General features: G+C 34.1%; 13 protein-coding genes. 12 read left to right on the top strand and 1 reads right to left on the bottom strand.

Annotated features, from left to right (window positions below):
* The first annotated feature begins 177 nt into the window (after window positions 1-177).
* The 12 genes from ACREVX_RS16490 (at window position 178) to ACREVX_RS16435 (ending at window position 15,143) form a co-directional block, all read left to right on the top strand.
* Entirely contained in the window at window positions 178-2,433 is a 2,256-nt protein-coding gene (locus ACREVX_RS16490; RefSeq protein WP_500861859.1) for a glycoside hydrolase family 3 C-terminal domain-containing protein, read from the top strand.
* 47 nt (window positions 2,434-2,480) lie between these two features.
* On the top strand, window positions 2,481-4,955 hold the full coding sequence (locus ACREVX_RS16485; protein ID WP_431545308.1) for a beta-mannosidase: 2,475 nt from the start codon (window positions 2,481-2,483) through the stop codon (window positions 4,953-4,955).
* A 13-nt stretch (window positions 4,956-4,968) separates the two neighbouring features.
* Window positions 4,969-6,036: an SGNH/GDSL hydrolase family protein gene (locus ACREVX_RS16480; protein WP_431545307.1), complete on the top strand. Its 1,068-nt coding sequence runs from the start codon at window positions 4,969-4,971 to the stop codon at window positions 6,034-6,036.
* 164 nt (window positions 6,037-6,200) lie between these two features.
* Window positions 6,201-8,018, top strand: a complete 1,818-nt coding sequence (locus ACREVX_RS16475; RefSeq protein WP_431545306.1) for an ABC transporter substrate-binding protein — start codon at window positions 6,201-6,203, stop codon at window positions 8,016-8,018.
* A gap of 132 nt (window positions 8,019-8,150) precedes the next feature.
* Entirely contained in the window at window positions 8,151-9,155 is a 1,005-nt protein-coding gene (locus ACREVX_RS16470; protein ID WP_431545305.1) for an ABC transporter permease, read from the top strand.
* A gap of 16 nt (window positions 9,156-9,171) precedes the next feature.
* Window positions 9,172-10,413, top strand: a complete 1,242-nt coding sequence (locus ACREVX_RS16465; RefSeq protein ID WP_431545304.1) for an ABC transporter permease — start codon at window positions 9,172-9,174, stop codon at window positions 10,411-10,413.
* A gap of 10 nt (window positions 10,414-10,423) precedes the next feature.
* Entirely contained in the window at window positions 10,424-11,431 is a 1,008-nt protein-coding gene (locus ACREVX_RS16460; protein WP_431545303.1) for an ABC transporter ATP-binding protein, read from the top strand.
* Window positions 11,424-12,242 (top strand): ABC transporter ATP-binding protein, encoded by an 819-nt coding sequence (locus ACREVX_RS16455; RefSeq protein ID WP_431545302.1) that lies wholly within the window; start codon window positions 11,424-11,426, stop codon window positions 12,240-12,242. Before ACREVX_RS16460 ends, ACREVX_RS16455 begins: the two co-directional genes overlap by 8 nt.
* Before the next feature lie 118 nt (window positions 12,243-12,360).
* On the top strand, window positions 12,361-12,774 hold the full coding sequence (locus tag ACREVX_RS16450) for an RrF2 family transcriptional regulator (RefSeq protein WP_431545301.1): 414 nt from the start codon (window positions 12,361-12,363) through the stop codon (window positions 12,772-12,774).
* A 63-nt stretch (window positions 12,775-12,837) separates the two neighbouring features.
* Window positions 12,838-13,041 (top strand): hypothetical protein, encoded by a 204-nt coding sequence (locus ACREVX_RS16445; RefSeq protein ID WP_431545300.1) that lies wholly within the window; start codon window positions 12,838-12,840, stop codon window positions 13,039-13,041.
* Window positions 13,042-13,305: 264 nt separating this feature from the next.
* Window positions 13,306-14,442: an aldo/keto reductase gene (locus ACREVX_RS16440; RefSeq protein ID WP_431545299.1), complete on the top strand. Its 1,137-nt coding sequence runs from the start codon at window positions 13,306-13,308 to the stop codon at window positions 14,440-14,442.
* A gap of 176 nt (window positions 14,443-14,618) precedes the next feature.
* Complete coding sequence (locus ACREVX_RS16435) at window positions 14,619-15,143, top strand: hypothetical protein (RefSeq protein WP_431545298.1); 525 nt, start codon at window positions 14,619-14,621, stop codon at window positions 15,141-15,143.
* A gap of 87 nt (window positions 15,144-15,230) precedes the next feature.
* Here the strand turns inward: ACREVX_RS16435 and ACREVX_RS16430 are convergent, their stop codons facing one another.
* The gene (locus ACREVX_RS16430; RefSeq protein WP_431545297.1) at window positions 15,231-16,598 is read right to left on the bottom strand and encodes a sodium-dependent transporter; all 1,368 of its coding nucleotides are present in this window, start codon (window positions 16,596-16,598) and stop codon (window positions 15,231-15,233) included.
* Between the last annotated feature and the right edge of the window lie 125 nt (window positions 16,599-16,723).

The raw sequence follows: 16,723 nt of genomic DNA, 5'->3' as shown, positions 1-16,723 counted from the left end.
ATAAAATATTCTATTAACTTATGATTTATAGAAGGAATTTTATTAGTAATGTAGAAATCCTTTTATATACAAAGTATATTTTATATTCAATTATGATATACAACTACATTAAAATGCATAAGTAAATCAAAAATATATAAGGAGGATATTATGGATGTGAAAAAAATTATTTCAGAAATGACTCTTGAGGAGAAAGCAGGTTTATGTTCAGGTAGTGACTTCTGGCACACAAAGGCTATAGAGAGGCTGGGGGTTCCTGAAGTTATGCTAAGTGACGGTCCTCATGGCCTGCGTAAACAAGACCAAAGCGAAGACAACTTAGGTATCAATGATAGCATTAAGGCAGTATGTTTCCCCGCAGCTTGCTCCATGGCAGCGTCTTTTGACAGGAAACTCATTTTTGATATGGGGAAAGCTTTGGGAGAGGAGTGTCAGCATGAGAACGTAAGTACAATTTTAGGACCTGCCGTTAATATAAAACGATCCCCATTATGCGGTAGAAATTTTGAATATTTCTCTGAGGATCCATATTTAACAACTGAAATGGCAACAAACCATATTAAAGGTGTCCAGAGCGAAAATGTAGGGACTAGCATGAAACATTTTTTGGCTAATAATCAAGAGCACAGAAGGATGAGTGCGAGTTCTGAAATCGATGAAAGGACTCTTAGGGAAATTTATCTTGCAGCATTTGAAGGCGCTGTAAAAAATGCAAAGCCTTGGACTATAATGTGCTCTTATAATGGAATAAATGGAACACTAGCCTCTGAAAACAAGAAATATCTTACAGATATATTAAGAGGTGAATGGGGTTTTGATGGCTACGTTATGAGTGATTGGGGAGCGGTTAATGACAGGGTAAAAGGCATAGAAGCAGGACTTGATCTTGAGATGCCTGGGTCAAATGGTGTAAACGATGACAGGGTTGTGCAGGCAGTAAAAGAGGGGAGATTAGAAGAGAAAGTAGTAGATCAGGCAGTTGAGAGAATTTTAAATATAATAAACAGATATATTAAAAACCGAAAACCAGATACTAAGTGGGATATGGACGTGCATCACGATCTTGCCAGAAAGATTGAGGGGGAGTGCCTGGTGCTTCTTAAAAATGAAGGCATTTTACCGCTTAAGAAAGGTAGCAAGATTGCATTAATTGGAGAATTTGCGGGCAGTCCGAGATATCAGGGTGGCGGAAGTTCGCATGTTAACTCATTTAAAATAGTAAGTGCACTTACGGCGGCGGGCGATGTAGCAGATGTAATATATGCACAGGGTTATGAGGATAATGAAGACATAATTAATGAAGAAATGATAAGTCAAGCTTGCGAGGTTGCAAATAATGCCCAGGTCGCAGTTATATTTGCGGGACTTCCAGATTCCTTCGAATCTGAAGGATATGACAGGGTTCATATGTCCATACCCAATTGCCAAAATGAACTTATTAAGAGAATTGTAAGGGTACAGCCAAATACAGTTGTTGTGCTTCATAATGGTTCCCCAATTGAAATGCCTTGGGCAGATGATGTTAAGGGAATATTAGAGGCTTATCTTGGAGGTCAGGCAGTAGGTCAAGCTTGCGTAGACGTGCTTTTCGGAGATGTAAACCCAAGTGGTAAATTACCTGAGACATTTCCGAGAAAGCTTCAAGACAATCCATCTTACCTATATTATGGTGGAGAAGGGGACAAATCGGAATACAGGGAAGGTGTATTCGTAGGATATAGATATTATGATAAAAAAGATATGGATGTATTATTCCCATTTGGTTACGGACTTAGCTATACCACTTTTCATTACTCCAATTTGAAATTAAGTTCAAAAGAAATAAAGGACATTGGAACTCTTACTGTCACTGTGGATGTTACAAACACTGGAGATAAAGCAGGTAAGGAAATTGTACAATTATATGTTGGCGCTAAAGAGTCTAATATTATAAGACCTTTAAAGGAACTGCGTGGTTTTGAAAAGATTAGCTTAAATAAGGGAGAGACGAAGACTGTAACATTTATTTTAAATAAACGTGCTTTTTCATATTATAATACACAAATACACGATTGGTATGTAGAGACTGGAGATTATCAAATACTTATTGGAAAGTCATCAAGAGATATTGTATTAAATGATACGGTCCATGTAGAGGCTATAAAAAAGCTTCCATTTAGAGTGACTGTCAATACAACCTTTGGTGATTTGCTTGAAGTGCCGGAAGCTGCACAGGAACTTAAATTGCTGGTAAATATTGCAAATAAGTTCATGAAAGGTATGATAAAAGTCAAAGATGAAGAAAGTTCAGATGCAATAAGTGATGATATGGGTAATGCCATGCTAAAATACATGCCTATACGCGGAATTTTAAGTTTTGGAGATGGTAGCATCACATATGATGAAATTATACAGATGATAGATGATGCAAACAAGAAGCTGTATGAAAAATAACATAAAAGACTGCCATCCTCTCAACAAGGTGGCAAATGGAGGGGAATATGATTATTGAAAAACTAAATGATGGCTTTAAGATGAAAGGTATGAGCGATGAGAAATTTATGGAGGCATTTGTACCGGGATCAGTTTATAGTGACCTACTTAAAAATCATAAAATGGAGGACCCATATTACCGTGATAATGAGTTAACGGCATTAAAGCTTATGGAGCAGGATTATGAGTATAAAAGTAGCTTTAATACATCAAAGGACATGCTAAGTTGTGATGAAGTTATGTTGCATTTTGACGGAATAGATTCACTTGCAGATATTTATTTAAACGGGCAACATATTGCATACGTTAATAATATGCATAGAACCTGGGAATTTGAAGTAAAGAGATACATTAAAGAAGAAGGAAATGAATTAAAAATACTTTTTCACTCGCCAACTAAATTTATTAAAGAGGCAGATAAAAAACTCCATATTGGAGGTTCTGATGATGCTATGAGAGGTTTTCCACAGATTAGAAAAGCACACTGCATGTTCGGATGGGATTGGGGACCAAGGCTTCCGGATATGGGCATTTGGAGAGATGTTTCACTTATGGGAATAAGTAGTGCAAGAATAGACAGTGCCTATATCTACCAAGATCACAAAGAGGGCAAGGTAACACTTGGGTTTCAGGTGGATATGACGCGTACACAGGGTAAAACTGGTATAAGATTTAATGATGTTGGAAATAAGGCAATAAGACGTGGTTATTCGTATAAGGTTATTATTACAAATCCTGATGGAAAAGAAGAGGTTTATAACGAATCACCTGAAAAAATTGTAGTTGATAATCCGAAAATCTGGTGGCCTAATGGATATGGGGATCAGCCACTATATAATATAAAAGTAGTGCTAATGCAAGATTATGTTAAACTGGATACCTGGGAGAGACGAATTGGACTTCGAACTATGACCATGAATATTGAAAAGGATGAGTTTGGGGAGAGTTTCGCACATGAAGTAAATGGTATAAAAATATTTGCTATGGGTGCAGATTATATACCAGAAGACAATATATTAAGCAGGGTAACAAGGGATAGAACATATAATCTCTTGAAACAGTGCAAGGACGCACATTTTAATGTAATACGTGTATGGGGAGGAGGCAATTATCCATATGATTCATTTTGGGATGCCTGTGATGAATTAGGACTTATAGTATGGCAGGATTTCATGTTTGCATGTGCAAATTATAATCTGACGGAAGATTTTGAAGAAAATATTAAAGCAGAAATTAAAGATAATATTAAGAGAATCCGAAGTCATCCCTCACTTGCTCTTTGGTGCGGAAATAATGAAATGGAAATGTTTGTAGCAACTGGCAACTGGGATCTTACGCCAAAACTTAAGAGTGATTATATAAAGATTTATGAATATATTATTCCCAAGATATTAAAAGAAAATGACCCTCAGACATTCTACTGGCCTGCAAGCCCATCATCAGGAGGCGGATTTGATAACCCAAATGATGAAAACAGAGGCGACGTACATTACTGGGACGTATGGCATGGAAATAAACCATTCACTGAATACAGGAAGTTCTTCTTCCGATATATATCTGAATTTGGATTTCAGTCATTCCCGGCACTTAAAACCGTAGAAACATTTACGAAGCCATCGGACAGGAATATATTCTCCTATGTTATGGAAAAGCATCAGAGAAATAATGGAGCTAATAGCAAGATAATGAGTTATATGGGTGACACTTACTTATATCCTAATGATTTTGATAAGCTGCTTTACGCGTCACAATTGCTACAGGCAGATGCAATTCGCTATGGTGTGGAACATTTCCGTAGAAATAGAGGAAGATGTATGGGGGCTATTTATTGGCAACTAAATGACTGCTGGCCGGTTGCATCCTGGTCATCCATAGATTACTGTGGCAGGTGGAAGGCACTGCATTATTATGCTAAAAGATTTTTTTCACCTCTTATGATTTCATGTAAAGAAGAAGGAATCCTAACACAGGACACAAATGTTAACGCTGAGCCTTATGAAGTAAAAAAATCTATTCAGCTGTGCGTAGCAAATGAATCTTTGAATAATGAAAAGGTTACTGTAAAGTGGGCACTTCGTAATAACAAAGCAGAAATAAAGAAGCAAGGATGTCAAGAGGTTGTAACAGAAAAACTATCGAGCACATGGCTTGGTATTGTCAATATGCAGGAAGCATCTCTTTATGAAGACTATGTAAGTTATGAAATGTTAAAAGATGGAGAAATAATATCTATGGGTACTGTCATATTCTCTGTTTCAAAGCACTTTAAATTTATTGACCCAAAATTAAACTACAAAATAGATGGAGATGAAATTATAATTTCATCCAAAAGCTATGCAAAAAGTGTAGAGATAATAAATGAAAATGATGATATGCTCCTAGGGGATAATTATTTTGATATAAATGGAGATGAAAGAAGAATTAAAATATTGAGCGGAAGACCTAAGGGTATAAAGCTTAGAAGCGTTTATAATATAATGTAAGAAGGTGAGAAAAATGGAAAGAGAAAGTGAAAAAATTGTTATTGCGAACTTAGAAGAACTGACTTACAGCGGAAGAATTGATTTTACGAATTCTCTGGAACCAATATTTATATTTCCGGCAAGTTCAGTTTCAATGTGTTTTACAGGAGTAAGTCTTAAAATATTAGTTAAAAATAACCATAGTTATTATATTAACTATATAGGTTATATCATAGACGGAGTGGAGAAAAAGGTTCTTCTTTCAAATGACAGTAGCTTGCAAGAAATAACACTGGTAAGTGATTTGAGAGGTGATAAATTCCATGAAGTAATTGTTTTTAAAAGGCAAGATGCGTGCCATGAATTCACCTTCTATGGGTTTAATGTATCTAAAGACAGTAAGATAATAAAACATTCTAAAAAACCTAGAAAATGTATTGAATTTTATGGAGACTCAGCAGCTACAGGGGAGTTAATAGAGGATGTGGATTATGTAATCAAGCAGAATCTTAATTATAATGGAGAATATTCAAATGCCTGGCATTCTTATGCTATGGTGACAGCAAGGAATTTGAAAGCACAGGTTAGTATCATCGCACAGGGAGGCATATCCCTTCTTGATGATAGTGGATATTTCCATGAAACAGAGTGTATTGGAATGGAAAGCATATATGATAAACTCCATTTCAATCCAGATATTGGGGATATTACTAATTGGGACTTCAGAGGATATACCCCACAGGTAGTGGTAATTGATATTGGACAAAATGATGCAGTTCCGCGAGACTACATGAAGGAAGATGATAAGGGAGAAAAGGCAAAGAAATGGAGTGAGCATTACAGAGAATTTGTTTTAAATATACGAAGATGCTATCCAAATGCCTTTATTGTACTTACTACTACAATTATGAACCATCATTCTTCATGGGATCGTGCCATAGGTATTATATGCCTTAAGATTAATGATGTAAAAATTCAACACTTTTTATATTCATGTAATGGTCGTGGAACTCCGCTATGCATTAGAATACCAGAGGCTGAGCAGATGGCTTTTGAACTCAGTATATTTTTAAAGAGTTTTGGACCTGAAATTTGGAATTGATAAAATAAAGGATAATATAAAAAATGTAATATATTATAAAATTTTCTTTTAAATCGTTTACACATATAGTATAATAAGCATGTACAATTAAATATTCAATATGAAACTATATTTTAAAGGGGGTTTTTAAAATTAATAATCGCTGGAAAAAAATCTGTTCTTTATTGACAATTACAACAATGGTTGCAACCATGGCTATTGGCTGCTCAAAAACTACTGAACCCGTTTCGAAAGCGGCGGATACAAAAACCACAGACACAAAAACTACTGACAAGAGTTCTACGCCAAGAAACGAAACAGTTTATTTTAATGGACAGCAATGGGGTGCAATCACAGATTGGAATCCGTTGTCTAGTAACTCAAATAATGCTATGGCAATTGCACAGAAGGATTCTGCTAGGACATTATCGTATGAAACACTATACATGTATAATATGCTGGATGGTAAACTGTATCCGCTTCTTGCAGATGGAGATGCAGTATGGAATGATGCTCATACTACACTTACAGTTAAAATGAATAAGGATGCAAAATGGAGTGATGGAACAGCAGTTACTGCAAACGATGTTGCTTACACATTTGATACAAATGTTAAATATGAAAGTGCAGGCGGATCAGATTACGCAACATATATAGATAGTGTTAAAGCAACAGATGATTCTACAGTTGTACTTACAGCAAAATTAAATAGTGAAGGTGTTGCCTTAAATCCATTAAAGGTTACAGAGTACCTTCCAAAGCAGTATGTATTACAAAAAGCATACTTACAGAAAGTTGAAGCTAGAGATAACAATGATGCTACCAAGATTAAAATCGATAAGATGGAGGATTTTGTTGGATCTGGTCCATATAAACCTTTTATCTCAAATGACCAAAAGGTTGTATTACAAAGAGACGATAATTACTGGGGAAAAGCAACTTCTATGTGGGGTAAACTTCCAGTTCCTAAATATATTGCTCATAATATCTTCAAAGATAATGCCGCTGGTGATACAGCATTCAAGGCTGGTGAAGTTGATGTTTCACAGCAGTTCATTAGTGATGTTGCAAGTATGATGTCAGGTGGAAAAATATCAACATATTTACCTGAATCTCCATATTATTTAGCAGCTACAATGCCAACCGCATACTTTAATATAAAGAAACCAGGACTAGACCAAGTTGCAGTTCGTAAAGCAATTGCGTTAGCAGTTGACTATGACCAAATTATTAAAACTGCGATGAGTGGATATTCTCCATCATTTACAGATGTTCCTCGTTCTTTAATGAGCCCATCAAAAGCTGAGCAGGCATTAGTAGATCAAACTGAATTAAAGAGTGTTCAGTGGACTGGAAATGATATTGATAGCGCTAAGAAACTTCTAGATACTGCAGGAATTAAAGATACAAATGGTGATGGGATAAGAGAATATAAAGGGAAAAACCTTGCATTTAAGGCTGAATGTCCGGCAGGATGGTCTGATTGGAATGCTTCTCTAGAAATCGTTGCAGCAGCAGGTAAAAAAATCGGTATTGAGATCACCACATATTTTCCAGATGCCAACACATTTTATGATGATTTAGGAAATAAAAACTTTGATATTGCTATGTACAGTCCGTCAGCAGCAGGTATTTCAAATCCGTGGACGCGCGCTTATGGTATATTATCAAGTTCTTACAATAAAATGAAAACTCAGATGATTGGTAACTTTGGCGGATATGCAAATGCAAGAGCTGATAAATTATTAGAATTAATTCCTCACGAGACAGATAAGGCAAAACTTAAAGCACATTATACAGAATTATCTAAAATTTATTTAACAGAAGTACCATCTTTCTCATTGATGTATAGACCGGAAGTATTTTATACAGTTAATGAAACTATATGGACAAATTACCCACAAGAGGGCTCAAAATTTAATGAAAAAATTGGAATTCCTCCATATGATTTAACAGATGGTTATGGCATAGCTGGTTTGTATACAATTGAATTAGTTAAGTAATATCTAAGCAAGTAAGATGTTAAATTACTTGCTATAGTATAAAAAATTAGCCATGCTTTTTAAGTAGTAAGCTGAAAGCATGGCTAGTTTTCAATTTTAAATTATACTAACTACATATGAGGTGGTGATGTATTGAAAGGCTATAAAAAATATTATTCTAATAAGATTATATGGTATTTATTGACTTTTGTAGTCGCAGTGTTTTTAAATTTTATATTACCTCGACTTATGCCAGGTAATCCAGTATCAGCTATTGCAATAAGAGCAACAAAAGGGATGACGAATCAAACAGCTATACAAAAGGTTTATGAAGAATATGCTAAGACATTTGGAATAAATCAGCCTATGTATGTACAGTTTTTTGAATTTGTTAAGAATTTATTTAGAGGCAATTTAGGTGTTTCATTTATGTATTATCCTAGAACCGTATCAGATATATTAGCAAAATCTGTATGGTGGACAATATGTCTTCAGTTACCAGCTATTATAGTGGGTTGGTTTTTAGGAAATATTTTAGGAGCTATAGCTGCATATGTAAGGGGTGTATGGGATAAAGGAATACTTCCATCTTTCTTATTTTTAAGCAATATGCCAGCATTTGGAATGGCCATTTTATTACAATTTTTCTTTGGAGTCTATTTAAAATGGTTTCCCACAGCACTTGGATATGGATATGATATGAATCCAAACCTCAGCCTCAAATTTATAGGTTCAGTTATTTATCATTATCAACTTCCATTTTGGTCTATTGTACTTATAACCATAGGTGGGCAGGCAATTGGAATGCGTTCCATGTCAATCTATGAGCTTAATGAAGATTATGTCAAGTACAGTCGCTTTTTAGGTATCAAAGACTCAAAGATTGTTAAATATGTTTTTAGAAATTCGATGCTGCCTCAAATTACAGGACTTGCATTATCACTAGGAACTATGGTAGGTGGCGCATTAGTTTCAGAGATTATTTTCAGTTATCCGGGACTTGGTACTACATTGCTTGCAGCTATAAGTGGAAGAGATTATCCTCTTATTTCTGGATGCACATTGATTATTACAATTATGGTACTTATTGCAAACTTGACTGTTGAGATACTTTATGGGCTTATAGACCCGAGAGTCAAGGCGGCACAACAGGACTAATATAGGAGGTATTGTTATGAAGAATCTGATAAAACAAGTATTTCATTCGCCTAAATTTGTTATTGGGTTTGTAATTTTTATTATTATATTTTTTATGATTATATTTTACCCTCTGTTTATAAAAGCAGATCCACTAGATATGGTAGGTGGACTGTTCTATAAACCAGGTACCTATGTAGCTGTAAAAGATGTAGTACAGACTAATGAATATACGTTGAAGATAAACACGGATTCAGCGAGGCTTAAATCTATATCAATAGCAGATAAGCAAAGTATGGCAGACTGGCTTATTCGATTTGCCAATGTAAAAAAAACTGAAGTAGATATAGAGGATGTGGAGACTCTTGTTAAGTTGTGGGAGGAAAATTATGACTCTAAAGTTGTGCAAACAGGTTTATTAGCTGCAGAGAAGATGAATTATGTGAGGTTAAATAATAAGATAAACAAATTAATTAACAGTGAGGATATATATATATCTACTAAGGATAAGGATGGAGTATTAGGTTCAACTAAACCACTTGATTCACAGGCATTTGTAAACACGAAGGATATTGTAAATAAAAGAAATTTTATTTTGGGAACCGATAACTTTGGGCGTGATGTGCTTACAGAACTTGTAGCAGCTATGGGAACATCTTTAAAGATTGGGCTGGTTGCAGGAACTATAGCTACACTTTTCGGATTAGTACTAGGACTTTTGTCAGGATATGTGGGAGGAACTTTAGACGATTTTATCATGTTTATTACGAACATTTTTACAGTTATTCCTTCATTTATTCTTTTGGTATTAATATCGTTTAGTGTAGGTGAAAGTGCAAGGGGGGTTATGCTCACGGCAACGATTATAGGTCTCACCTCATGGCCATGGACCACAAGGTCCGTACGTTCCCAGGTTATATCTCTTCGAAATCGTAATCATGTTAATATCTCAAAATTATCAGGTCATAGCCTGCCAAGGATTATTTTAACAGATATTTTACCATATGTAGCTTCTTATGTGGTTATGGCATTTATCCTTCAGATATCTTCTGGCATTCTTGCAGAGGCACAGTTGTCAATGATAGGACTAGGACCGGCTACGACTAAAGTTTCAACACTTGGTCTAATGCTGAACTGGGCAATGGCATATAAAGCACCTCTTACCGGATCATGGTGGGCTTTTCTGCCAGTTATCTTAGCAATTACATTAATATCATTTTCACTTAACTTGATGAATACAGGGCTTGATCAGGTATTCAATCCACAGTTAAGAGATTAAGGAGGCATCTATGGGGAAAATAATGTTGGAGGTAAACAATTTAAATACAAAATATGTAACTAGGTCGAAAGAAGGTATTTATGCAGTTAACGATGTTTCCTTAAAAGTAGAAGAAGGAAAATCCCTTGGCATAGCAGGTGAATCTGGATGTGGTAAGTCCACACTGGCACTTAGTATGATGGGATATTATATATCACCACTTCATTATATAAGCGGTGATATAATAATAGATGGCAAGAATATATCCGGAATGAAGTCGGATGATGTACGTAAAAATATTTTAGGTAATGAAATTTCTTATATACCCCAAGCAGCTATGAATGCATTAAATCCTACGCAGAAGATTATAAGTTTAATAGAGGATGTTATTCATGCACATAACCCAAAGGCTGCGACTAAGGATATTCACGACCTTGCAAAAGAAAGATTTGAACTATTAGGATTGCCTCCTGAAGTACTTAAAAAGCATGCAGTGGAACTTTCGGGCGGTATGAAACAACGTACAGTTATTGCAATTTCAACCATACTTTCGCCAAAAGTGCTCATCGCAGATGAACCTTCATCAGCACTTGATGTTACTTCTCAGAAGATGGTTATCAAGATGCTAAGAAACCTTATGGAAAAGGGATTAATAAAGTCAATGGTTTTCATTACCCATGAACTTCCACTCCTATATAATGTAACTAATGATATTATGGTTATGTATGCAGGACAGATTGTAGAAAAAGGAAATGCCAAGGAAATGATATTTGATTCTATGCATCCTTATTCAAAAGGCCTCATGGGCTCAATAATAGTTCCAGAAGCGGGTAATAGGGATAAAAAACTATCAGTTATACCTGGTACTCCTCCAAATTTAAAGAATCCTCCCAATGGTTGCAGATTTGCAGAACGTTGTAAATATGTAAAACCTGAATGCACCATGCAGAACGTTGCTACAAAGATATTTGGCGATGATAGGATGTACCGCTGTATATACTCAATTGAGCAGCTTAAGGAGGTTTACGCAGATGAGTAATGAAAAAATGCTTCCGTGCCTAAGTGGAAGAGGTGTTACTAAGATATTTGGTGGTAGTAAAACAAGAACCGTAGCTGTTAATGATGTAGATTTTGATTTTTACAAGGGAGAAGTTATCTCTATTGTAGGTGAAAGTGGAAGCGGCAAGACCACCTTGGCTCAGATGCTATTAGGACTTAGCAGTGTAACCAAGGGTGAAATAGGTTTTGAAGGTGTGAGGCGAGATATATCCTCTCATAAAAAGAAAAAGGACTACTGGAGGGGAATACAAGCCGTTTTTCAGGACCCATTCGCATCTTTTAATATGTTTTATAAGGTAGATTCTGTACTTTTAGATTGTATAAGTATGAGAGGCGGTAAAAATCTGTCAAAGGAAAGAAAGATAGAGCTTATAACAGAGGCTTGTAGATTCGTAAACTTGAAATTTGCAGAACTTACAAATAAGTATCCCTTTGAGTTATCAGGGGGACAGATGCAGAGGCTTATGATTGCAAGGATATTTCTCTTGAAACCAAAAATTTTAATTGCAGATGAACCTACATCCATGGTAGATGCATGTTCAAGAGCAACCATACTGGATATGCTACTGAAATTAAGGGATGAAAACAATATGACAATTATATTTATTACTCATGATATTGGACTTGCATATTATGTATCTGATAACGTATATATTATGGAACATGGTAAATTCGTAGAGCATGGGAGTGCAGATGATGTTATATTAAATCCTAAAGAGGATTACACCAAGAGACTAATTAGCGATGTACCTAAGATTTATGAAAAATGGGATTTATCAACTGTTGGTTAGTGAAATGGAATAAAGGTACTTAGTATTAAGTACCTTTTAATTTTTTTGTTGACAAAATAGGGAAAAGGCCTTAAAGTAAAAGTATACTAAATGAGTATACCTTAGGGAGATATATAATATGAAAATAACGCAAGAAGCAGATTATGGTCTTAGAGTAGTAATTTGCTTATGTAAATTAGGTTATGGTGAAAAGGTAGAATCAAAAATAATTTCAGAAAAAGAGGGCATACCACAAAGATTTCTTCTGAAACTTTTAAGAAAGCTTATTAAAGCTGATATCATAAAATCTTACAGGGGAATCAAGGGAGGATATGCTATCAATAAATTGCCACAGCAAATAAGCTTAAAAGATGTTATAGAAGCAATAGATGGTCCAATATGTGTTAATAGATGTGTAATTGATCCAAGCTTTTGTAATTTGAATATAAGTGGTGTATGCATTGTGCATAAAGCTATGGTAAGAGTACAAAAGAATTTAAATGCAGAACTAGAAAGTATAAACTTTAAACAACTAGTAGATGGGGAAATTTAGATATGAAATAAAGATTAGTTATGCATACCTAAACTTACCATTTAATATTAGGAGATGATTATATTGAAAATTGGATTAAGAAAACCAAGCTTAAAGAAAATGATAAGTAGCAGGACAAGTGTCAAGAGAATAATAAGACATAATCTAGGGGTAAAAGTACCTCGTGGATATGGCTGGTTTACAAATCCTAAAAAGGCAGCCTATAATCGTGTATATAATCGCACCAGTTTTAGTCTTTCTAGTTTAATAAAAAAATTATTTAAATAGAATTAAACCACTTGGAATGAAGTGGTTTAATTATTTAGGGTGAACATAACAAACTTTAATTTTTCTATTATCAAAAACCTTAATACCAGAGGTGAATACTACATTTAGTAAGTGTTTATATAATATTCTCTATAACATTCTTTGGAATTTAGAAGTGTAATTATAGTAAATAAAGTTAAGTAAGTTAAGAAGTTTTATGAATTATATGATAATATAAAAGAGTATTTAACGACATTATTTGGGAAGATTTGAAAGGAGTATTAAATGGAATATAGAGAATTTGGGAAATGTGGTTTTAAAGTTTCAACGCTTGGTTTTGGATGTATGCGATTACCTATCTTGAATGGTGATGATAAACAAATTGATGAGGAGAAATCTATATCTTTAATAAGATATGCAATAGATAATGGAGTGACTTATGTTGACACTGCATATCCATACCATAAGGGGAGTAGTGAAATTCTTGTAGGTAAGGCTCTTAAAGATGATTACAGAGAAAAAGTAAAATTAGCTACTAAATTACCTGTATGGCTTGCTCATACATATGAAGATTTCGATAAATTTTTGGATGAGCAGTTAGAAAAACTTCAAACGGATCATATAGATATGTACTTGCTTCATGCTTTAAATAAAGAAAGATGGGATGAGCTACTAAAACTAGATATTTTTAAGTTTGTTAAAAAGGCTTTAAGCGACGGCAGAATTAAGCAAATAGGATTCTCATTTCATGGTAAACTTGAATCTTTTAAAGAAATTATAGATGGATACGATTGGGATTTTTGTCAAATACAATACAATTTTTTAGATGATTATGATCAAGCTGGCACTGAGGGTTTAGAATATGCAGCCAAGAAAGGTATGGCTATTGTAATTATGGAACCACTAAAAGGTGGTAGACTTGCAAAAAATCCACCGATTTCAGTAAAAGAAGAATGGAATAAATCAGAAGTTAAAAAAACTCCTGCTGAGTGGGCATTAAGATGGGTATTTAATCATCCTGAAGTTACAACTGTTCTTAGTGGCATGAATTCCATGGAGCAGATAATAGAGAATATGAAAACAGCGGATACTGCGCTTGCAAATTCTTTGTCAGAAAGAGATTTAGAATTAATTAGTAATGTAAAGAGGCAATATAATGAATTAATAAAGGTTCAATGTACTGCATGTAACTATTGCACTCCTTGCCCTGCTGGAGTGGACATACCAAAGAACTTTGCATTACTAAATGATGCTGCAATGTATGATGAATATGAGGCTCAGTCAAAATCTTATAACAATTTAGAATTAAAACAAAGAGCGATTTCTTGCGTTGAATGTGGTAAATGTGAAGAATTATGTCCTCAACATTTGGAAATAAGAAAACATTTAAAACAAGTTAATTTGGCTATGAATAACGGTTAGAATATGATTGTAAGTGTCTAAAATCAAAATATAGCAACAAAAACTATTTTAGTTTTTGTTGCTATATTTTTGTTTTAAATAATTAAGTATTTTTGTGCGTATTATTTAAGTTGTAATTGTAAAAACTAATGTATATTAAGGCAATAATAAATATATAATTAAAAGGTGTGTGGATAATGAATAAATTAGAAAAACTAATAGATGATGGATTTAAGGTTAGAATTCAATCAAGTTCTAAATTTTGTTTAACTATTGATAATACAACGCCTAGCATGAGCTTTAACTCTGATTCTGTAGAGGAAGCTGTTGATTTAGCTTATGAGTTTGTAGGGAAACAAAAAAAAGTAGAGGATATCGCAGAAAGAGAGAAAGAAAAGGAAATAGATAAGAAAAAAGAAGAAGTAATTGAAAAAGGAAAAGAACAGGAGAAAGAGAAAGAAGAAAAAGAAGATAAAGAAGATAGAGAAGAAGAAAAACGATTATCGGAAATTATAATTAAAGTATCGAAAACTCAAGAAATAAAAATTGATCAAGATATACTTAATAGAGAATCTAAGACAACTACTTCTATTAGAACGCATACAGATGTTTGTGAAAAATTCAAAGATTTTGCAGAAGCGCATCAGGAGTTTAAAAGCATGGATTTAATTAGTATGGCACTTTTAGAATATATTGAAAAATATAAGGAAAATGAAAAATAAAAATGGACATTCTAGAGTAGAATTTTAATTGTCTACTCTAGAAGGTCCATTTTGGAACGCCAATATTTACATATTTATGATTTTTATTTAAAATATTCCTATAGAATTTAAGAAAATAATTATAAGAAGGATTGGAGATATAAATTTAATAGATACATATATAACATTTAACACAACTGCGTTATTTAAAGTTCCTTGATTTGATAACTCTAGTTTAAAGTCTTCCTTTTTAGTAAAATACCCAACGTAAATGGCTATTAAAAATCCACCTACTGGAAGCAATATATTTGAGGATAAGTAGTCAAAAGAATTGAAAAATCCTCGCTGCCCTAATATATGAATATTACTAAGGACACTTGTGGAATCGGCAGATAAAGTTGCTAGAATTCCAACCACCATTATTATGCTTGTTGTAAATAATACTGCTTTTGTTCTATCCATACCTTTTTCTTCTGTAAAGTACGCAACAGGAACTTCAATCATGGATATTATTGCGGTTGTGGCAGCGATTGCTGCAAGTAAGAAAAATGCTACTAACAGTACGTTACCAAAAGGTATTTTTGAAAATACAAGTGGTATAGTCATGAATAAAAGTCCTGGACCTTGACTAGGTTCCATGCCAAAAGAGAACACAGCTGGAAATATTGCAATACCTGCAAGGATGGAAATTAGTGAGTCTGATATTGCAACCTTTATTGCGGTACCTATCATATTATTATCATGTGTAAAATAACTTCCGTAAGTAATCATTGTTCCAATTCCTAAGGAGAGTTTGAAAAATGCTAGACCAAGAGCAGCGAGTATAACAGATGCAGTTAACTGCGAAAAATCCACATGAAATAAAAACCTTAATCCTTGTGATGCTCCTGGAAGTGTTAATGCTCTTATACAACATATAATAATAAGTATGAATAATATCGGCATAAGTGTTTTCGTTATTCTTTCAATTCCATTTCTAACTCCGGCAATTAAGATTATTGAAACTATGCAAAGCACTATAAACTGCCATACTATTGGAGATAGTGGGCCAGTTATAGTTGACATGAATTTTGCTGAGGCAATATTTGAAGTAACCCCTATAAAATCACCTTTTACTGCTTTGAAAACATAGGAATATACCCAGCCAGCAACGCAGCTATAAAAGAACGCAATTAGAAATGCTGTAGTTGTACCCATAAATCCAATTGTTTTCCAGCCTTTAGCAGCGTTCAGCTTTTTAAAAGCTCCTACCGCATTTTTTCTTGATTTTCTACCAATGTAAAATTCACATGCCATAATTGGAATGCCAACTAATACAACACATAAAAGATAAACTAAGAGAAAAGCTCCTCCACCATTGGTACCTAGTAAATAAGGAAATTTCCATATGTTTCCTAAGCCTACAGCTGAACCTAATGTTGCAAAAAAAATAGCTAATCCTGTGGAAAACGTCTCTCTTTTATTTTTTTCTGCCAACTCATATCACTCCTCGTATAATGTAGTTGTAAGCATTGATAATAAATCAGTAATAATAACTACGAATGTTATCACTCATATCTTATCTAATATTCGCAACTCATAATTTTATTTTAATTAACCTT

It is taken from the genome of Clostridium sp. (genome assembly GCF_050717545.1).
GTDB lineage: Bacteria > Bacillota > Clostridia > Clostridiales > Clostridiaceae > Clostridium_AD.
This window is presented reverse-complemented; position numbering and strand designations above follow the sequence as displayed.